This window comes from Desulfomonile tiedjei, assembly GCA_016212925.1.
Lineage (GTDB): Bacteria > Desulfobacterota > Desulfomonilia > Desulfomonilales > Desulfomonilaceae > JACRDF01.
Genome location: JACRDF010000004.1, coordinates 18,552 through 37,974, shown reverse-complemented (window position 1 = coordinate 37,974; position 19,423 = coordinate 18,552). Strand labels below are relative to the sequence as shown.

The following is a 19,423-nucleotide window of genomic DNA, read 5'->3' as shown; positions in this document are numbered from 1 at the left end:
GCGGGGCGAGTCAAGATGAAGCCACCAGAGGGACACGCCGGCCAATTCGTGATCACTTTCGAGAACAGGTATAATAAGATTACTATCGAGCTAAGGAGGATTTACTCGTGATCAAATCGAGACTATGTGAATTAGTCGGGATCAAGTACCCGGTCATCCAGGCGGGCATGGGCCCCTTCAGCAACAACAACCTCTGTGTGGCAGCAGCAAACGCGGGGGTTCTGGGACTGCTTTCCACCAGCGGTCTGTTCAGCAAACAGGATCAGCCCTGGATATACAAGGCTTTTGTGGAGAGCGGGGAGGCCGACTATGACGACGATATGGCCACGGCTTTGGAAAAGGTATTGAAGCGAACCTATCGTCTCACCAAAGACAAGGGGGGCATTTTCGGAATAAACGTCATGGTGTCGGCGGAGTTGAAGGATCGTTCGGAGGTTATGATTGACACTGCCATCAGGGTCAGGGAAGAGAATCCCGACATTAAGAACCATTTCAAGGTGATCTTTACCTCGGCCGGTGACCCTGTCGGCTGGAAGGACAAGATCAAGGGCGCGGGTTTCACCTGGATGCATGTCGTTCCCTCCGTCAAGGGCGCTCTGCGTTGCAAGAAGGCCGGTGTCGATCTGATCGTTGCCTCCGGCCATGAGGGAGGATTCCACACCTCCTGGGAACCGGTCCACTCCCTAATACTTCTGCCTGCCGTGGTCGAGGCGGTATCCGACGAAAAGACCCTGGTATGCGGCGCAGGAGGTTTCTGCGACGGTAAGACCCTGGCTGCGGCCCTGGTCTTAGGCGCGGATGGAGCCCAGATGGGGACCCGCTTCCTGGCAACGCAGGAGAGCGATTTCCACCAGATATGGAAAGAGGGCGTCGTGGCCGCGGGTGACCGGGGGACCCTTGTGGCCCGCGGTTTTGTCGGTCCCGCCCGGTGGTTGAAGACCCCCAGGAGCCTCGAGCACCAGAAGAACACACTCCAGAAGTCGCCAGGAGTCTTCCTTGGCGCTCCGGATGACTTTTCCACGATTGACATGTCCCTGATCGAATTTGAGATAGAGTCTATTCGGGCCGTCTATGACGGCAACAAGGAGAAAGCCCTCCTGGCTGCCGGCGAAGTGGCACAGCGGATCCAAGACATGCCTAAGGTCAACGACCTGGTTCAGTGGATTGTTAATGACGCGGAAAATATCCTGCGCAGCGTCCCGACAAAATACCTGGCTTAAGAACCACGGCCGCGTGAAAAAGTCCTGAAGACAAAATACGCGGCCGTTTCTTGCTGAACTGTTGGAAATGGTAAGCGGGCCAAGAGAACTTAAATGAATATTGCCGAATTGAGGGTGAAAAGTCTTGCACTCGGCGACTGTAGCCGCTGGGGAAAATGAGCTACCGGGGATATGACCCGACGCAGAGCGAGACTGGCGACGTGCTGAGAAAATGCGGTTATTTCAAAGCGGGGAACGGAGATCTCTTAAAGATTGTCCATGCCCCGCTTTCTTAAATTACACAAACGAGGAAGGCAAAACATGAATAGCAGAGAAGTCGTGTTTGTTGACGGCGTCCGGACGGCATTTGGGACCTTGGGACGCACACTGCGGAATTTCACGATGGAAGAACTCGGCGGGCTGGCTTTGAAGGGCCTGTTGGAAAAGACCAAGATTACAGAGAAGGCACATGTGGATACTGTATTTGCGGGGTCGGCGATCGGCGGTACATCCGCCCTGAATCCCGCGCGCTGGGCCGCCCTTGCTTCCGGTCTGCCCGTGACGACTGCAGCGTCTTATGTCGAGATGCAGTGCGGATCGGCCATTGACAGCATCAACCATGCCGCATGGCGGATCATCGCGAACCAGGCGGACATCATCATAGCGGGCGGTATGGAATCTTACAGTCAGGCATGCTGCAAATTCTCCATGTCGACCGAGCCGTTCAGGATGATACCTCCCATGCCGGTCCCGACTTCTCTTTCTCCCACTAAGGACCCTGCCACCTCGAACATGGGACTGACGGCTGAAGCCTTGCAACAGATGTACAACATCTCCAGGCAGGAGCAGGATGAGTTCGGCTACCGGAGCCAGGTCCTGGCAAGGAAAGCGATTGATGCCGGCTACTTTGTCGACGAGATCGTGCCGATAAAGGTCCTCACCGGGAAAAAGACCCCTCCGATTGAATTCAAGGTTGACGAACATCCCCGCGAAACCTCGATGGAAGCCCTTGCAGCGCTGCGCCCAGCATTCATCGCAAACGGGACGGTTACGGCCGGAAACGCATCCGGACGTAACGACGGGGCCGCTTTTGTACTCATGATGACCAAAGAGAAGGCGATCGAGCTGGGATACACACCGATGGCCAAATGGCTGAGCGGTGGTGATTACGGTGTCGATCCCAAGATCATGGGAATCGCGCCTGCTTACGCGATCCCCCAGGCATTAAAGCGCGCGGGCCTGAAGCTTGCGGATATTGAAGTCATGGAGTGCAACGAGGCCTTTGCAGTGCAGAATCTCGCGGTGATCAAGGAACTCGAAAAGCAGATGGGCGAGAAGATCAATATGGAGAAAAACTGGAACCCGAACGGCGGCGCTATCGCATTCGGCCATCCGAATGGAGCTTCGGGCGCCCGTATTTGTCTCTTCACAATGAAAGAGCTTATCAGAAGAGGAGGAAAATACGGCTTTTTCAGTTCCTGCTGCGGTGGCGGACTCGGCGTGGCCACGGTCATCGAGAATCTTCAGGGCTGAAATTGAAAAACACATGATGAGGCAGGGGTCAACCATGAGGGCCAAGGAAGGGTACATTAAGAGCTTGGCCAAGATGAAGCGGGACCTGTACGCCGACGGTCGGAAGATCGACCGGACAGATGAATGGCAGATGAACTGCCGGGTTGCCCGTGAACCCATCTTTTTCGCTTGTGCCTTTGCATTTGATTGGGGGCGTAAGAAACTCTGAATTCTCAAGGAATTTGCACCCTATGGACGGGTCGGTGTTGTATAAGGGGTGTTCGCACAATTTTCAAAGGGAGCTTGTCCATGAAGACTCTACAGCATCTGTCGGAACCGATTAAAATCGGCGCTCTCCAGGTTTCCAACCGGGTTGTCATGCCGCCGATGGGCACGGGGCTGGCCGATACCGACGGCATCGTCAGCGAGGCCAACCTCGCGTATATCAAACGCCGGGCGCAAAGCGGCGCCGGTCTGCTTATCACGGAGATCACGGCCGTTCATCCGGCAGGCCACGTTTCCCCCAGCGGTCTGGGGGCGTGGGACGACAAGTTCATCCCCGGCCTATCCAAGATGGCGGCAGCCGTTCATAGTCAGGGCGCTAAAGTTGCTCTACAGCTTCATCACTGCGGCCGGGAAAGTTACCTGCTGCAAAAGAAGAATTTGGCCCTCGGCCCTTCGGCCATTCCCAGTTACATATTCGGCTTTCTCGGTTCTCCGCACGAAATGACTCTGGAAGACATCCAGGAGGCGATAGCCGCTTTCGGCTCCGCGGCGCTTCGCGCCAAAGCGGCCGGATTTGACGGCGTGGAACTCCACGGTGCGCATGGCTATCTGCTCATGCAGTTTCTTTCCGCGCACTCCAACCAGCGCCAGGACCAATACGGCGGCGATTTCAAGGACCGTGCGCGATTCATGCTGGAATGCACCCGGGAAGTGCGCAAACAAGTCGGCCCCGACTTCCCCGTGTCCATGCGCATCTCCGGCGAAGAAGGCATTAAAGGCGGCTATGGCATAGACGATATGCAGACGATCATCCCCGATCTGGTAGCTGCCGGTGTGGATGTCATTCATGTCTCCTTCGGCACGCACGGGAATATGGAACTCAATCTCAATACACCGAATCCCAGCGCTCCCGTTGAATTTGTTCCGGGGTTTAACGCCCATCTTGCGCGTAAGATCAAGGAAGTGGCGACAGTACCGGTCATCTCGGTCGGCCGCTTTACGGACCCTTTTTTGATGGATGAGGTTATCGCCCGCGGTGATGCGGACATGATCGCGGTGGGACGTCAGCATCTGGCCGATCCGGACTTTCTGAAAAACGCAATTGCCGGGCATCCCGAGGATACGATGGAATGCCTGGCCTGCAACCAGGGTTGCATCGAGCGCCTGTCCCTGGAGCAGCAACCTATCCGTTGCGCGATCAATCCGCAGACCGGCCAGGAACTGATCAGACCGGAAGGACCGGCGGAAATTAAACGAAATGTCTGGGTGATCGGAGCAGGACCGGCCGGGCTCACCGCGGCTTTCGAAGCCGCAAGGCTGGGACATCAAGTCACGCTATTCGAGCGCGAGAGGCAAACCGGCGGAAATGCGCGCTATGCGGCTATGGCGCCGCACAAAAATGTTTACGAGAGATATATTCTCACTCTTACAGCCAAGTGTAAAAAGCAGGGCGTGGAGATAAAGACCGGCGTGGAGGTCACTGAAGCCATGATCGATGACGGCAGGCCCGAAGCCGTGATTCTCGCGATCGGCGCGGCCAAGTCGGACTGCCCTGCCGAGGGTATCGGCACTTCCGTGGTTTGTGATGCCTGGCAAATCCTGGATGGAGAAGTTCAGCCGAAAGACCATGTTGTGGTTGTCGGCGGCGGATTGGTCGGCATGGAGACGGCTGATTTCCTGCGGGAAAAAGGTGTGAAGGACATTACCATTGTGGAGATGCTGCCGAAATCACCCGTCTTGCCGCTGGCCGCCCACGGCCAAATGCTGCATAAACGCCTGCGGGCGGCAGGGGTCAAACTGATGTTTGGCACGACAGTCAAACGCATCGAAGAAGGGGCGGTCCTCTTAACGAAGAACGCGGAAGACCTTAGGCTCGAACCGGTCGCGCAGGTCATTATTGCGATTGGTGTGACGCCTCGTAATGCTTTGAAAGACATGCTCTCGAAAAAAGGTTTTCGTCATTTTATCGTCGGTGATGCCGCTGCCCCGCGACGGATCATCGAAGCAACCACCGAGGGGGCCAAGGCCGCCTGGGAGATCTAATGAAGATATTTCTTTTTGCCGCGGTCCGATCAAATGCGATAGTTGTGCTTATGTAGCCATGGGATCAATAAAACGAGATCTAAAAGAAAAGCAGGAGGAGAGTGAAACATGAAGATAGATGACGTGAAGAATGTGAGTGTTGTGGGTGCGGGGAATATGGGGCACCAGATTGCGCTGCAGTGTGCCATGCACGGCTTTAAGACGGTCAGCACGGACGTGATTCCGGCCGTGCTCGAAAAAGCCGAGAAATTTTGCGATACCTATCTGCCGGGGCGCGTCCAGAAGGGGAAGTTGACCGAAGAGGCCGCGAGAAAAGCCCGCAGTCTCATCTCCTTTACAGGCGATCTGAAAGAGGCCGTCAAGGATGCCGATTTGGTTATCGAGGCGGTCCTGGAAAGAATCGATCTGAAGCGGAAAGTCTTTGCCGATCTGGACAAGTTCGCTCCACCGAAAGCCATTCTGGCCACGAACAGTTCTTTCATTGTCAGTTCCCGCGTCGCGGATGTTACCAATCGTGCCTCTCAGGTCTGCAACCTCCATTTCTTCAACCCGGCGCTGGTCATGAAGCTGGTCGAAGTGGTCCAAGGGCCCCATGTCTCCGACGAAACCGCGCAGTGCATGATGGACTTCTGTCTGAAGATCGACAAGGTGCCCATCCTGATCAAGAAAGAGGTGGATGGTTTCGTCCTGAACCGCATCTTCGCCGCTATTTCGAAAGAAGCCATGTGGATGCTGGAAATGGGCGTGGCTAGTTATGAGGATATCGATAAAGCCTGTGTCTATGGTGCGGGCCATCCCATGGGTCCCTTCCGCCTCATGGACCTTACGGGTATCGACCTGTCCTATGACATCGGTATGGACCATTTCTATGCATCAGGCAACAGGGCGGACCTTCCGACCCCGAGCGTTGTGAAGAAGGTTACCGAAGGGAAATTCGGCCAGAAGACGGGTGAGGGCTGGTACAGCTACAAGAAATAACCGATTCTACAAGTGGCTGCAAGACCTCTCTGGCCTGCGCAGTTACAGTAGGGGCGCTTCGAGAAGCGCCCAGATTTCGGGCGGTTCCCGAACCGCGCCGTACAAAGCCCGGAAACCGGTACATGTGTTATCGAGGTTTTGCAGCCAGCTGTAATTAAGGTTCATCAATTGAGCACCTTCCGGGTTGCACGATGCGGGAGGTGCTTCTTTCTCAAGGTCCTTTACGCCGGTTCTCAGAGGCCTTTGATGTGATTTATTGATTAATGGGGCCGATGGCGAACGTGTGATTTAACAGCTTGACAACCTGAAAAGGAACCTTTCATGCGGAAAGCCATTTATCACGGTATTCGGGACATCAGGGTTGAGGAAGTTACGGACCCGGCGCCAGGGCCCGGTGAAGTCAAAGTCAAAATCAAATACTGTGGCATCTGCGGGTCCGATTTGCATGAATACCTTCATGGCCCATTCCCGAAGAGCCCTTTCGGTCATGAGGCCTGCGGCACTATTGTGGCCGTCGGGCCGGGTGTTGAGGAATATTCGGTCGGCGATCGTGTTTGGGCCTTTATGGCGGGGGCCTATGCCGAGGCCATGGTCTGTCCCACGCAACGCCTGTTGAAGGTCCCCGATGATATGGACTGGAGACGGGCCGCCGTCCTGGAGCCGCTGTCAGTAGCTGCTTACGCCATAGATCGCGGCAGCGTTAGAGCAGAGGACACCGTCTTTATTGCCGGCGCCGGCACGGTAGGGCTTATGGCCCTTACAGGCCTTAAAGCCATGGGCGTCCAAACCGTTTACATGACCGACGTTTTGGAAAACAGACGAAAAATCGCCGAAAAAATGGGGGCAACACTGGTCTGGGACCCCTCAGAAATCAAGAGTTCCGCAAAGATCAGAGAACTCACGAATGGGCGAGGGGTGGATGTAGCCATCGAGGCCGTCGGCTTTGAGGCAACGTTGAAAGATTGTCTGGGTTCAGCGCGTTACCAGGGCACGGTCATCGTCCAGGGAATTTTCACCGAGCGGGCCTCCGTTCATATGCTGGGCTTCGTGACCAAAGAAACAACCATGATCGGCACCAACTCCATCAATCCTTCACTGGCCATGGAATGGCTGGAAACGGGAAAGATTCAACCGGAACGCATTATCACGGACATTATACCCCTGGCAGACATTGCCAAGTGCGGATTCGAGGTTTTGGCGGGTAAGAGCAAGACCGCCATTAAAATTTTGGTTGAACCCTGAGAGCAATCGCAGAATGGGGCGCAATCCTCTCGGACGCACTCACAGGGCTTGTGTGTGTATTTGGAACCTCTCTTGGCGTTCGATCCGATTCGTCCAAGGCTATTTAAAGATTAGGAATATGGAATAATTATCGAGGAGGCAGATTATGAACTATGAATTCATCAAGGTAGAGCAGAAAGGCCATGTGACCACGGTGACCATCAATCGTCCTGAGGTCATGAATTCCGTCAGTCCGTTGGTCAGCCTGGAAATGGACCAGGTATTCAATGATTTCGATGCCGACCCGGAACAATGGATATGTATCATTACAGGCGCGGGAGAGAAGGCTTTCTCGGCGGGCAACGACCTGAAATTTCAAGCCGTGAACGGCCCGGCCAAGATGCGTGAAATTATGAAAGGAGTGAAGGGCGGGTTTGCCGGATTAACCTCACGGTTTGACTGCTACAAACCTTTCATCGCAGCGGTCAATGGACTGGCTCTTGGAGGCGGGTTTGAAATTGCCCTTGCCTGTGACATCATTGTCGCCTCCGAAAACGCCAGTATGGGATTGCCCGAACCCCGTGTCGGATTGATTCCCGGTGCAGGTGGCGTGCATCGTTTGCCCAGGCAGATCCCCTATCACTTGGCCCAGTATATGATCATGACGTCTAAAAGAATCACGGCGCAACAGGCCATGCAATATGGGCTTGTCGCAGAAGTCGTTCCTCTCGCGGAGTTGATTCCGACTGCCGAGAAGCTCGCCGCGGAAATTCTCCTGGGTGCCCCTCTGTCTATCCGTGCAGCCAAAGAAGCAACTGTGAAAGGGTTGAACATGACCTTGCAGGAGGCCGTATCCACTCAGTTTCCGGGGCAGCTTGCCATGTATCAATCCGAAGATTTCGTTGAAGGGCCTAAGGCTTTTGTCGAAAAAAGGCCTCCCAATTGGAAGGGCAGATGAATTCCAGGGCATCACAGAGGCGTCTTTACACTTTGCCAAGAGTTTCGTCCGATTCGAGCCAGTCTTATAACGAGTGCTAAATTTCTTGCCCAAATGCAATTAGTCTGCGTACGGCGCAGGCCCCCGTGCCTGCCCCGGGACCAACGAAACGTCAAAGCAAGGGCGGACGCGGGGGTCCGCGCCGTACGAGGCCGGGGCTTCTCTGGGAACCTGAGAAATGTCGTCGCACACGGTTTCGAGAGACAAATCGGACAGTAATTTTGGCAACTAATATAAACAATTGAAAAGGAGAAATTCATGATCAAGACGGTCGATCAATACCTAGAAAGCTTGAACGACGGGCGGGAGGTCTGGTGCCTGGGAGAAAAGGTGTCGGACGTCCGGACCCATCCCACCCTGAGCGGCATCATCAAGACGGCCTGCATGGACTACGTCCTGCCGAACCACCCTGACTTCAAGAATCTGTTTGTGACGAAGGACGAGGACGGCGAGGACATCAATTTCCTGCTCACCTCCCCGCGGTCGCCCGAGGACCTTCTGAGGCGTAGGGAGTGCTATATCAACGGCATGCGCTCAGGGGGAGGCGTCATCGTCCACTGCATGGGGGCGGATGCTCTAGCAGCCTTCACCGTAGCCGCCCGGGTCATTGATAAGGAGATGAAGACGAATTATTCGGAACGCGTCGAGAATTACCGGAAACTCCTGCAGAAAAACGACCTCGCCATAACCGGCGCGATCACGGATGTGAAAGGGGACCGGAGCCTGCACCCCTCGCAGCAGAAACAGCACCAGGACTATTACTTGAGGATCGTAGACAAGCAGAAGGACGGGATTGTGGTGCGGGGGGCGAAGGTGCATATAAGCGCTACCCCGTGCGCCAACGAAGCGCTGTGTCTGCCTTGCCGGACACACGGCGAAAAGGACAAGGAATACGCCCTGGCTTTTGCGACACCTCTGAACGCGAAGGGGATCAAGCTCCTGGCTGTCGAGCCGGTCTCCCGCACGTACGGCGAAGAGGGTGAATTCGATTACCCCAAGACGAGCGAGACGCAGCCGACTGAATGCCTGATCGTCTTTGATGACGTGTTTGTTCCGTGGGAGCGTGTATTTATGTGCGGAGAGTGGCAGTTCACGCGCAACCTGGCCTATGCCTTTGCGAACTATCATCGCCTCTTCGGGACCTGCAAGATGATCGGCAAGCTCGAGATTATCACCGGCGCCGCAGCCCTGATTGCCGAGTATAACGGCGTGGAAAACGTGAGCCATGTCCGGAACAAGCTGGCCTGGATGGCCATGATCACGGAAACGGTCGCGCTCTTGGGCAAGCAGGCCTGCATGGACCCCGAGACCGAGTCGGGCCTTGATGTGGTAATGCCGAACCGGATGGCGATTAACGCCTCCAAATACACCTTCGCCAGCAATTTCCACCAGATGTGCCAGCACCTGCAGGACATCGCTGGCGGGCTCGCGACCACGGTTCCTACGTACCGCGACTGGAACAATCCTGAAATCAGGCCTTATATTGAAAAATATCTGAGCGCCAGGGACGGTGTCCCGACCGAAGACCGGCTGCGCGTGATGCGTCTCGTAAAGGATATGACCTGCAACTTCTACCAGATCGACACGATCCACGGCGAGGGCTCGATGGCGGCCCAGCAGATGTTCCTGTACGCAAGCGCGGACTGGGGCAAGCTAAAGGCAGCGGCCAGGCGTGCCGCCCATGTGGACGGCTGGCAGACCGATCCCATTTACGGAAAGCTTCTCCTGCCGAAGCAGCAGGTGAAAATGCCTCCGGTTTCTGAGTCGTATCAGAGCATCCCGCGTACGGCAAAGAAATAGACAATAGAGCCACGTGCGACCGGAAAAGCCAAACTGTACCTGAAAGAATCAATGACGGCCGGGAGAGAAGCAGGACCGTGGGCACTTACGAAGTAATCGTTTCTCGCGGCAGGCCGGTCACTTATTCAGTGGGCTCTTATTAAGGGATTAACGCGAGAGGAGATTTCATGAAGATTCACGACAAAGTTGTAGTGGTCACCGGCGCCGCTTCCGGGATCGGTCGGGGATTGTGCCGACGTTTCGCCGCCGAGGGGCCAAAGGGTATCGTGGTGTCCGACTATAATGGAGAAGGGGCTGCAAAGGTGGCCAAGGAGATCGGTGGTCTTGCCGTGACGGCAGATGTGGGCAAGGAAGCGGACATCCAAAAACTGGTGGAGATCGCTACCCGTGCCTATGGCCCCATTGATTTGTTCTGCTCGAACGCGGGGATCTCTGTACCGGGTGGCGTTGAGGTTCCGGATTCGGAATGGCAGCGTTGCTGGGATGTCCATGTAATGGCCCATGTGTATGCCGCCCGAGCGGTTTTGCCGTCCATGATCGAGCGCGGGGGCGGGTACCTACTCCAGACGGGTTCAGCCGGCGGGTTGCTTACTACCGTTGGTGCAGCACCTTATGCAATCAGCAAGCATGCGTCTGTGGCCCTTGCGGAATGGCTTTCAATTACCTATGCCCGCGATGGCATCAAAGTGAGTTGCCTGTGTCCTTTGGGAGTAAAGACCGGAATGCTCTCCGAAGAAACGGAAGGTGTCGGAAAGCTGCTCATGGAAACAGCCCTTTCTCCGGAGGAAGTCGCGGAACATGTCATCGTAGGATTGGAAAAGGAGGAGTTTCTGATTCTCCCCCATCCGGAAGTTACGGATTACGTCAGGAATAAGGCCAACGACTATGAACGCTGGCTGAGTTCCATGCGCCGGCAACAGGAAAAGTATGGCACCCCTCTATGAAGTCGGCGTGAAGGAGATGAAGGTATGAAAGCAGCTGTGATGCATGGAGCGAGAGACATCAGAACGGAAACCGTGCCCGATCCGGTCCTCGAACCGCACGGCGTGATTATCAAGGTGAAGGCGTGCGGCGTGTGCGGCTCCGACCTGCACGTTTACAAGCGCGACGAGAAAGGGACCATCTTTGGGCACGAATTCAGCGGCGATGTGGTGGAGGTAGGGTCCCAGGTTACGGGTATCGCTCCGGGCATGCGCGTGACGGGCGTCGGTTTCAAACCTTGCGGGAAATGCTTCTGGTGTGCACAGGGAAAGGGACACCGCTGTTCGGATATGGCGCTTCTCGGGTATCGGTTCCCCGGTGCGATGGCGGAATATGTACATATCCCCTTTGCCGCTCTGGGGCGGACCATGTTCCCGCTCCCCGCTGAATTGACCTACGAGGATGGGGCTTCGGTGGAACCCCTTTCCATTTCCTATTTTTCCGTCAACAGGGCTCAGCCCAAGGAAAATGACACCGTCGCCGTCCTGGGCCTTGGCGTGATAGGCCTGTATGCCATCCAGGTTCTGAAGACCCTGGGTGTTTCGAAGATTGTGGCCAGTGGCCACAGACCCGCCCGGCTGGGGGCGGCCGAGGCATGCGGTGCGGACATCGTTATTGACGCGGCGAAAGAGGACGCGGTAGAGGCGGCCATGGCGGCGACGGACAACATGGGCGTCAATACGGTCATTGAATGCGCCGGCCAGCAGGCGACCTTCGATCAATCCATCGCCATGGCCCGCGGGGGCGGGAAGATCATGCTGGTTGGGGTGTATGAGGACCCCCTCACCTGGGACCCCCTATCTACGATTGCCAAGAATCTCACTCTGATCGGATGCTTGGGCGGCAATTTCCCCGCATGCATTGAACTTCTCAGGAGCGGGAAGGTCAACGCCAAGCCCATGATCACTCACAGGTTCTCTCTGGACCAGGCCTCCGAGGCGTTCAGGACGCAACTTCAAGACCCGGGAGCTGTCAAGGCGTTGATCATCCCTTGAGAGGGAAATTGGGTCCAGAGCTGGTGGCGGACCGCATGGCCGGAAAGTCGGCCTAATACCGATTCGCTTTTTACTCGTCAGATGAGTCAGGAGCAGGCCGGGCTCCTTGTTTGAGGAAGACTACCCACAGTATATGCGAGCAGTATCGGCAAAAGTGAAAAGTCAGCTGTGACGGAGGCTGTGCGCGACACGGCCATGCCTCAGCCAAGGAAACCACGGTTTCCTTGCCACGGAGAAGTGTTTGACTTGACAGAGGGCCTGTTAACGGGTGACCGCCTTCTCCTATCCAGACGCTCCTGAAGGACCTTCAGGAAGCATTTTCTTTCCCTACGATGTTTGATTCCAGTGGTGTTTTCTTGTGTCGCGGTTAGTGACCCTCATGTTCCTACTTCGTATTATAGTAGTTCTCGGAAGTAATCACGGATTCACTTGTGGTTGTTCCGCCCGACGGGATCGGCTTGTTCGACAGTGCCACGCGCCAGTCGACAGGACGCTGCTTCCGGTAAGCTGCTCCTTTGTCCAGGATTCCCCGAAGGGGAATGCCGTGGGTAGCCCTGGGTGAAACCCAGGAAAGAGCCCCGGCAATCACGGTTCCGGCCCCGGAGGGGTCGGCCCCTCCAGGGCCGTATGAAACTAGTTTTTGGCTCTGTATACCACGGGTTTCACCCGTGGCTACCCAAAGAACTCCCCCTTCAGGGGAGCGATTTATGCGATAGCTATTTTCGCGATTAGTTTTGGGAAGTGCTATATTCAAGAGGATTTATGGCCGGGCTGCACAAGCGGTTTGGAAGCGTGTACGCTATGCCTCGGTATTCAGTGCCTCAATGGGGTCGAGCCGGGCGGCCTTCCATGAAGGATAGATGCCAAAAACGAGGCCGGTCGCTAACGAAAACACAAGTGATAATACTATGTAATAAGGCTCCAAGACGACCGGCATTCCTGAGATCAGCTTCACTCCGGCCGATGCGCCCAGTCCGAGGAAGAGGCCCGCAATTCCGCCCAGTATCCCGAGAAACGAAGATTCAACGAGGAATTGAACAAGTATGTCACTCCGTCTCGCGCCGACAGCCCGTCGGATACCTATCTCGCTTATTCGTTCCTGGATGGAAAGAAGCATTACCCCCAAAATTCCGACACCTCCAATGACCAGGGAACTTACGGCGATGCTCAGAACCAGAAGGTTGAATGTCCTTGCAACTGAACTCTGCGTTTCAATCACATCGGCCTGGTTCTGAATAGTAAAATCATCCTGCTTGTCCTCCCGTAATCGATGGCGTTCTCTCAGGAGCGACTTGATTTCAGTCCCGGCAGAGTGAATGTTGTCAAGTCCCGCAGCCTCAACGAAAACGTTGCTCAGGTATGTCACGTTCATGAGCTTGGCCATGGCGGTCCGTAAAGGCACGAAAATTTGGTCGTCTTGATCCTCACCGGAAACGGACCCCTTCGGAGCAGTTACGCCAATGACCTTGAACATCACTCTCCCGATCATTATGGACGCACCATTGGGGTCACGCCTGCCAAATAAGGAATCCACTACCGTGGGGCCGACAACTGCCACCGGTGCCATGAGCCTGTTTTCCGTTTCATCAAAAAACGATCCCGATTGGAGCGAGATATTTCGCACCTCCCGGATTGAAGGCATGGTAGCCACGATCTTCGTGCTGTAGGTCACATTCCCAGATTTTACCAACAGCTTTTTGGAGTGAGCAGGTGCAACTGTGCGAACTGATGGGCACTCTGTGGCAATTGCTGCGGCATCTTTCAGTGTCAAGTTCGTCATCATTCCCACCTGTCCGAGCTGCCCCTTGACTACCCTTGACTGCCCCGCATTGACGATAATCAGATTTGGACCCATGCCTTCAATTACCCTGCGAACTTCTTGCTCGGTTCCTCTTCCGATTCCGACTAAGACTATAAGGGATGCCACTCCGATCATGATAGCCAGCACGGCAAGGGCAACTCTCAAAGGATTTCCTGTGAGGGACTTTATGGCAATTCGGAAGCCGCGTAACTGAATGTTTCGCATGAGGACTCACCTCAATGCTTCGATAGGATGTGAATTGGCCGCTTTCCTTGCCGGCTGAATGCCTGCTATGAGCCCCACCACGATGGCACTTACGAGCCCGACGACGATGGGCTGCCACATAATGGCAGCGGGCAAGTTCATGTATCCTGACAAGAGCTTGAGTCCAAGAAGTCCCACGACAATTCCGAGAAGCCCACCTGTGGTGGCAACATAGACAGCCTCCAGCAGGAATTGCACGAGAATATCTCTCTTTCGGGCTCCAACCGCCCTCCGAAGACCGATTTCTCCCCTTCTCTCGTTCACGGCCATAAACATAATGTTTGCGATGACAATTGCACCCACCACCAGCGATATACCCGAAACCATCATGAGAAAAAGGCTGAATGTTGCCGAAAGACTCGACATCATGTTCATTATCAAGGTGGGAGTCACAATCGTGAAATCATCTTCGACCCCTTCACGGAGATTATGCCTTTCCCGGAGAAGTGCCCGAACATCGTTCACGGTCCGAGGCATATCGAACGAGTCGTTTAATTCCACCTTTACGGCGAAGAGATAATCTTGGCGGAAGACTCTTTTTTGACCGGTGGAGACCGGTATGACGATCTGGTTGTCCAAGTCGTCACCGCGGGGCGACGTGCCTCTCGGTTCAAGGACGCCAATGATCTCAAAAGGATTGTTGTTGATGAGAATCCGCTTCCCAACAGGATCTTTGGATTCAAAGAGGTCCCTCCGGATGGTTTTGCCAATGACGGCCACTCGTGCCAGATGAGCGTCGTCTTCCTGTGACAAGAACCTTCCCGTTTCCAGACCGGTGCCCCACATGGATGCCCAACTGGAACTAGCTGCCATTATTGTCGCGTAGGTACTTCTATTACCGTGCTTTACGGGGAAATCCGTGCGCACTATTTCCGCACACACGTCCTTCACGTTAGCAATCTCGGAAAGAATTGCTTGTGCATCCTCCAGCCTCAGACTAGTGCAAACAGGTTGCGGAACCCCCGGCTTTCTCCCCGCACCCGCGATGACACCTATTTGCTGGAGACCAAATTTTTCGACTCTGGCTAAAACCTCGGCCCGTGCCCCGATTACCGAAGAGGCAATAATAGTGAGCGTGGCCACGCCGATAACCACTCCGAGCATCATAAGGACCGTTCTGGTCCTATTTGCCGCGATGGCTTTCAGTGCCTGCCGGCTCATGCGCAGCATCCTCCTCATGCCGCCTCTCCTGATCGAGTCCCAGCGGGGCGGTCGTTGGAAATACGACCGTCCCTCATCTCGATGATTCGGTCGGCCTGAAGCGCAACCTCCTTGTCGTGCGTGACTACAACCATGGTGGTTCCGGCCGCGTGGAGTTCGTGAAAGATCTTCATGACTTCTTGGCCCGAGGAAGAGTCCAGATTCCCGGTGGGCTCATCGGCGAGTATGATGCCTGGTGAGTTAATCAGCGCTCTGGCTATGGCAACGCGCTGCTGTTGGCCACCGGACAACTCTCTTGGTAGGTGATCCACCCGATCCGCAAGACCAATAGCTGCTAAAACTCGGATGGCTCTTTCCTTCATGTCTCCTTCAAAAAGGCCATAGATGAGCGGAAGAACCACGTTTTCCCAAGCGGTCATTCGCGGCAGAAGATGAAAGGACTGGAAAACAAACCCGATTTTCTGATTCCTCATTCTCGACAGCTCATCATCGTCCATGTCATGAACGGCAACGCCGTCCAGGATGTACGATCCGCTCGTCGGTTTATCAAGACAGCCCAGGATATTCAGCAAAGTACTCTTCCCCATTCCTGACGGGGCCATTATGGCAACAAACTCCCCCTTGCGGATGCTTAGGGAGACTCCGCGTAAGATTTGCACTTCCAAGCTCTCTTTTTGAAAAGTTCTGAAAAGATTTTCCACTTGTATCATTCAAGGCCCTCAGATTCGTAATTGTTCAGTTATCAGCGTCGAAAGGGTGTCATTGCGAGCGCAGCGAAGCAATCTCAGCGCTTAAAGGTGGAGATTGCTGGTGGGACCGGCATCTTGCCGGTCATCCCCATTAGACAGGCGGGACGCCTGTCCCACCATTCACTCCTCGCAATGACAGAAATCGGCAGAATCTCTCCGTCAACTGAATAATTACTCGCATTGTTCACTTGCGGAACGGATCGCCGATAATGACTAGCTCTCCCTCTTTCAGGCCATCCAGTATTTCGATGTAGGATTGGTCTCTTAATCCGATCTTCAGGAAACGTTTCTCCGGCAGCCCGTTATTGGCCGCAAAAACGAACTTCCGGCTCCCGTCGCGTTGGACGGCCTTGTGCGGTACCGTGACAACCCCCTTCCGCCGATTGATGAAGATCGACACGTTGACCGTCATATCCGGCCTCAGCTTCCCTCCCCGATTATCCACGCTTACGGAAGTGATGTAGTAGACAACATTGTCCTGAATGGTGGCTGACGGATAGATGGAGGTCACTTTGCCCTGAAACTCGGTGGCCTGGTGAGCTGCGACGGTGAAGGTAGCTTCTTGATCGACCTGCACCTTACCAATGTCGTTTTCATCCACATAGGCCAGCACTTCCAGATGATCAAGGTCGATGATTCTGATGAAGGTGGGCGCGTTGAGCCCTGTAACCACAGTCTCCCCTTGCATCGTGTTAACCGAGGCGACGGTGCCTTTGATCGGCGCGGCAATGGTGGCGTAAGAGAGCTGAGATTCCCAGTAATCGAGTTCGGCCCGAGATTTGAGAGTCCTTGCCTTGGCCATTTCGTGCTGTGCTTCACTTTGGTCCAACTTCTGGGGCGAGATCGCGTTAGTGACACTCAGCTGTTTGTCGCGCTCAAAGTCCTTTGCCAGGCGGATTTCCTCGGCCTTGGCTTCGGCAAGAACCGCTTTTTGAAGCTTTACTTTTGCGACTAAATCGTCCTGTTCAATCCTGGCAATGACTTGTCCTTTGTTGACCCTATCTCCCACATTGATGGGCAGCTCTACAACTTTACCAGGCATCCTTGCCCCAACTTTCACGTCAGCCCCCACCATCGCCTTCACGATTCCGGTTGCCTGAACCATTGCGCCCACATCACGCTTCGACGCCGGTACCGTCTCGTATTCCTGTTGTGGCTTGCCCGAGAGCTTCCCATTGACCCAGTAGGCCCCCCCGCCCACAAAGCCTATGGCAATCAACACGAGCATTCCGACAAGTTTGAGGCTCGATTGTTTTCTCAGCATAGGGTGTTTCTCCGCATCATGCTTCAGCGGTCCCAGGTTGACCGTCTCCCATTTGAAACGAAAGCGATACCTAAGTGATTCCTGATGGGTATGCACAGCCTGGACAGGAAGATCTCGCAAGTGCTTACCTCAGGACCAGACGGTTTCACCTTCTTCGAAACCTTGAGCTGCCTTGTCTTGGGAGGTGGCATGATCTAGCTCGATGGAGGTGGTTCCGGCAACCATTGCTGCACGATAGAGCCTCCTCTAGGGCCAATCTAAGAATCCATACCCCCACATAAACCCTCGCGGAATTGGAATCACAGGACGAACGGCAGTATTCATCGAAACGTCGTTGTTGAACGGGATCGAATCCCAGTGCCTCATATGAATCATGTATCCATCGGTACAAGGCCTCCAGGTCCTGGAGGTTAAGGTCCTCACCTTCAGCAATCAGATCCAATATTTGCTCTCTCTTTCGATCGGAAACTTTCACAGGTTCCCCCCAAATGGATCATTACGTGGCCTGGAGGCTGTAGCCACTGTTTCAGCGTGTTTCTCCGAAACCTACGTTTCGGCAAAGAAGAACATTTTTGGACACAGGAACTTCTTTCTCGACATGGTGGAGCGCAGAGAAAAACCGCAAATAAGCGTTTGCGGAGCGCTCCACCGTGGAAAGGAAAGGATTATCTGCTCATCATCTTCGGTCCATGGCCCATTTTCTTTGTAGCCAGGAAATCCGCCAAAAGATTGACCTGTTCCGGCGTAAGTTTTGAGAGTTGCTCTCTTTTCATTTTGAGTTCCTCAGCCATGACCTCCGAAGCGAGCTTCGTAGTCTCTTCATCCAACTTCGCAAGCTTGGCCTGGTCTATTTTGCCGGAAATCAGCATGGTTTTTTTCTCATCGTGCAACCCCATTAAAGCGTTTCGGGCTTTTCTGGTCTTGTCCTGAGAATCAACATACGCGAGTCGCATCTGTTTCAGCTGGTCATCTGTTAACTTGAGTTTTTCCATCAGATCGGGTGGACCGTCCAACAGACCAAAGAATCCCCCTCCATGCGGAGGTGGCCCCGGGGGTGGTCCCGGAGGTCCACCAAAGAATCCCCCTCCATGCGGAGGCGGCCCCGGCGGCGGTCCCTGAGGCGCAGCAAGAGCATGAAAGCAAGTCGCTGATGCGATTGCCAATACTCCGATAACCAAAACGATAGCTGTCTTTTTCATCGAATTCTCCTCCTGTTGTAGTGATAGATTCCAGGCCGGCAGACTCCAATGCCTTGCCAACGCCTGGACTCTGTTCGTCTAGGGTAAGTGTAGAAGCCTGATGTGGAGAAAATATGGAGGAGCTGTGTTAAGATTGTGGAGTAGATAAGATAGTTACAATGAGGCAGCGCGGTAGGATGTGGTGAGCCCGCTGTGAAGCGGGCGAACCGCATCGATGGAGTTCTTGATCCCTCCGCGTCGCGGCAGCCCGCTTTTCTCGACAGATGCGGTTCCCCCGCGCAGAACGCGGGATCACCACGCCCTACGAAGCTTCATCAGCCATCTTCGTCGGAGGTCACCGTAACAACACCGAGTTTGTACCCAACCCCGTGTACTGTGCTTATGACTTCTTGTTCGGCAAAGTTTTCGGCCATTTTCTTGCGCAAATTCTTGATGTGCGAATCGATAGTTCGTTCATATCCGTCGGCACTGTAACCTTGAACAAGATTCAGAAGTTCTCCTCGAGTGAACACGCGATTTGGACGCGCCATTAGTGCCTTGAGAAGGGCGAACTCGTTCGGGGTCAGGCTCACAGGCTTTCCTCTGACCGTGACCTCACGCGTGGCGCAGTCCATCGAGATTAATCCTACTTTGAGCTGTAATTCTACGGGCTGAAGTTGGCTCCGCCTGAGCACTGCTTTTACACGAGCAACTATTTCCCGGGGGCTGAACGGTTTACACACATAGTCATCTGCGCCCAATTCAAGGCCGACAATCCGGTCAATTTCTTCGACACGCGCTGTGAGCATGATAATAGGAATGGTAGAGAATTTCCTGATTTCTCGACATACGTCCATTCCGTCCATACCGGGCAACATGATATCCAGGAGCACCAGTGCCGGCGTGTTCTTCCGCACTTCCGCAATGGCCAAATCTCCTCGCTCAACAATCGTTACAAGGAAGCCGGCAGAGACGAGATAGTCCCGCAGCAACGCGGCAATCTTGGATTCATCCTCTACAACCAACACATTTTTCCCGGCCATAGCGTACCTCAA

Annotated in this window: 16 protein-coding genes; 10 read left to right on the top strand and 6 right to left on the bottom strand. The window is 54.6% G+C overall.

The features are described from left to right. Positions 1-107 precede the first annotated feature (107 nt). From HY913_02510 to HY913_02465, 10 genes are all read left to right on the top strand, one after another. A complete protein-coding gene (locus HY913_02510) occupies positions 108-1,220 on the top strand; it encodes a nitronate monooxygenase (GenBank protein MBI4962125.1) in 1,113 nt (370 codons plus the stop codon). A gap of 300 nt (positions 1,221-1,520) precedes the next feature. Continuing rightward, positions 1,521-2,732: a thiolase family protein gene (locus HY913_02505; protein MBI4962124.1), complete on the top strand. Its 1,212-nt coding sequence runs from the start codon at positions 1,521-1,523 to the stop codon at positions 2,730-2,732. Positions 2,733-2,766: 34 nt separating this feature from the next. Further along, the gene (locus tag HY913_02500; GenBank protein MBI4962123.1) at positions 2,767-2,940 is read left to right on the top strand and encodes a hypothetical protein; all 174 of its coding nucleotides are present in this window, start codon (positions 2,767-2,769) and stop codon (positions 2,938-2,940) included. 80 nt (positions 2,941-3,020) lie between these two features. Then, entirely contained in the window at positions 3,021-4,979 is a 1,959-nt protein-coding gene (locus HY913_02495) for an FAD-dependent oxidoreductase (protein ID MBI4962122.1), read from the top strand. Positions 4,980-5,087: 108 nt separating this feature from the next. Beyond that, entirely contained in the window at positions 5,088-5,957 is an 870-nt protein-coding gene (locus tag HY913_02490; protein ID MBI4962121.1) for a 3-hydroxyacyl-CoA dehydrogenase family protein, read from the top strand. A 321-nt stretch (positions 5,958-6,278) separates the two neighbouring features. After that, positions 6,279-7,199 (top strand): zinc-binding dehydrogenase, encoded by a 921-nt coding sequence (locus HY913_02485; protein ID MBI4962120.1) that lies wholly within the window; start codon positions 6,279-6,281, stop codon positions 7,197-7,199. A gap of 145 nt (positions 7,200-7,344) precedes the next feature. Beyond that, complete coding sequence (locus HY913_02480) at positions 7,345-8,136, top strand: enoyl-CoA hydratase/isomerase family protein (protein ID MBI4962119.1); 792 nt, start codon at positions 7,345-7,347, stop codon at positions 8,134-8,136. A gap of 297 nt (positions 8,137-8,433) precedes the next feature. Beyond that, the gene (locus HY913_02475) at positions 8,434-9,975 is read left to right on the top strand and encodes a hypothetical protein (GenBank protein MBI4962118.1); all 1,542 of its coding nucleotides are present in this window, start codon (positions 8,434-8,436) and stop codon (positions 9,973-9,975) included. Positions 9,976-10,142: 167 nt separating this feature from the next. After that, positions 10,143-10,919 (top strand): SDR family oxidoreductase, encoded by a 777-nt coding sequence (locus HY913_02470; protein ID MBI4962117.1) that lies wholly within the window; start codon positions 10,143-10,145, stop codon positions 10,917-10,919. A gap of 24 nt (positions 10,920-10,943) precedes the next feature. Continuing rightward, positions 10,944-11,951, top strand: coding sequence for an alcohol dehydrogenase catalytic domain-containing protein (locus HY913_02465; protein ID MBI4962116.1), 1,008 nt, complete (start codon positions 10,944-10,946; stop codon positions 11,949-11,951). 799 nt (positions 11,952-12,750) lie between these two features. On the opposite strand, the gene HY913_02460 is transcribed toward HY913_02465, so the two are convergent. The 6 genes from HY913_02460 to HY913_02435 form a co-directional block, all read right to left on the bottom strand. Further along, the gene (locus HY913_02460) at positions 12,751-13,977 is read right to left on the bottom strand and encodes an ABC transporter permease (GenBank protein ID MBI4962115.1); all 1,227 of its coding nucleotides are present in this window, start codon (positions 13,975-13,977) and stop codon (positions 12,751-12,753) included. A 6-nt stretch (positions 13,978-13,983) separates the two neighbouring features. Continuing rightward, entirely contained in the window at positions 13,984-15,177 is a 1,194-nt protein-coding gene (locus HY913_02455; GenBank protein ID MBI4962114.1) for an ABC transporter permease, read from the bottom strand. 14 nt (positions 15,178-15,191) lie between these two features. Further along, the gene (locus tag HY913_02450; GenBank protein MBI4962113.1) at positions 15,192-15,887 is read right to left on the bottom strand and encodes an ABC transporter ATP-binding protein; all 696 of its coding nucleotides are present in this window, start codon (positions 15,885-15,887) and stop codon (positions 15,192-15,194) included. Between the two features lie 223 nt (positions 15,888-16,110). Further along, positions 16,111-17,190, bottom strand: coding sequence for an efflux RND transporter periplasmic adaptor subunit (locus HY913_02445; protein ID MBI4962112.1), 1,080 nt, complete (start codon positions 17,188-17,190; stop codon positions 16,111-16,113). Between the two features lie 665 nt (positions 17,191-17,855). Further along, complete coding sequence (locus HY913_02440; protein ID MBI4962111.1) at positions 17,856-18,389, bottom strand: periplasmic heavy metal sensor; 534 nt, start codon at positions 18,387-18,389, stop codon at positions 17,856-17,858. A 314-nt stretch (positions 18,390-18,703) separates the two neighbouring features. Further along, positions 18,704-19,411 carry a response regulator gene (locus tag HY913_02435; GenBank protein ID MBI4962110.1) on the bottom strand — a complete coding sequence of 236 codons (708 nt, stop codon included), beginning with the start codon at positions 19,409-19,411 and terminating at the stop codon, positions 18,704-18,706. Between the last annotated feature and the right edge of the window lie 12 nt (positions 19,412-19,423).

Coding starts and splice junctions, on each gene's coding strand:
- HY913_02475 (MBI4962118.1), top strand. CDS start 8,434: ATGATCAAGACGGTCGATCAATACCTAGAAAGCTTGAACGACGGGCGG.
- HY913_02440 (MBI4962111.1), bottom strand. CDS start 18,389: ATGAAAAAGACAGCTATCGTTTTGGTTATCGGAGTATTGGCAATCGCA.
- HY913_02490 (MBI4962121.1), top strand. CDS start 5,088: ATGAAGATAGATGACGTGAAGAATGTGAGTGTTGTGGGTGCGGGGAAT.
- HY913_02450 (MBI4962113.1), bottom strand. CDS start 15,887: ATGATACAAGTGGAAAATCTTTTCAGAACTTTTCAAAAAGAGAGCTTG.
- HY913_02445 (MBI4962112.1), bottom strand. CDS start 17,190: ATGCTGAGAAAACAATCGAGCCTCAAACTTGTCGGAATGCTCGTGTTG.
- HY913_02435 (MBI4962110.1), bottom strand. CDS start 19,411: ATGGCCGGGAAAAATGTGTTGGTTGTAGAGGATGAATCCAAGATTGCC.
- HY913_02465 (MBI4962116.1), top strand. CDS start 10,944: ATGAAAGCAGCTGTGATGCATGGAGCGAGAGACATCAGAACGGAAACC.
- HY913_02505 (MBI4962124.1), top strand. CDS start 1,521: ATGAATAGCAGAGAAGTCGTGTTTGTTGACGGCGTCCGGACGGCATTT.
- HY913_02455 (MBI4962114.1), bottom strand. CDS start 15,177: ATGAGCCGGCAGGCACTGAAAGCCATCGCGGCAAATAGGACCAGAACG.
- HY913_02470 (MBI4962117.1), top strand. CDS start 10,143: ATGAAGATTCACGACAAAGTTGTAGTGGTCACCGGCGCCGCTTCCGGG.
- HY913_02480 (MBI4962119.1), top strand. CDS start 7,345: ATGAACTATGAATTCATCAAGGTAGAGCAGAAAGGCCATGTGACCACG.
- HY913_02460 (MBI4962115.1), bottom strand. CDS start 13,977: ATGCGAAACATTCAGTTACGCGGCTTCCGAATTGCCATAAAGTCCCTC.
- HY913_02485 (MBI4962120.1), top strand. CDS start 6,279: ATGCGGAAAGCCATTTATCACGGTATTCGGGACATCAGGGTTGAGGAA.
- HY913_02495 (MBI4962122.1), top strand. CDS start 3,021: ATGAAGACTCTACAGCATCTGTCGGAACCGATTAAAATCGGCGCTCTC.
- HY913_02500 (MBI4962123.1), top strand. CDS start 2,767: ATGAGGGCCAAGGAAGGGTACATTAAGAGCTTGGCCAAGATGAAGCGG.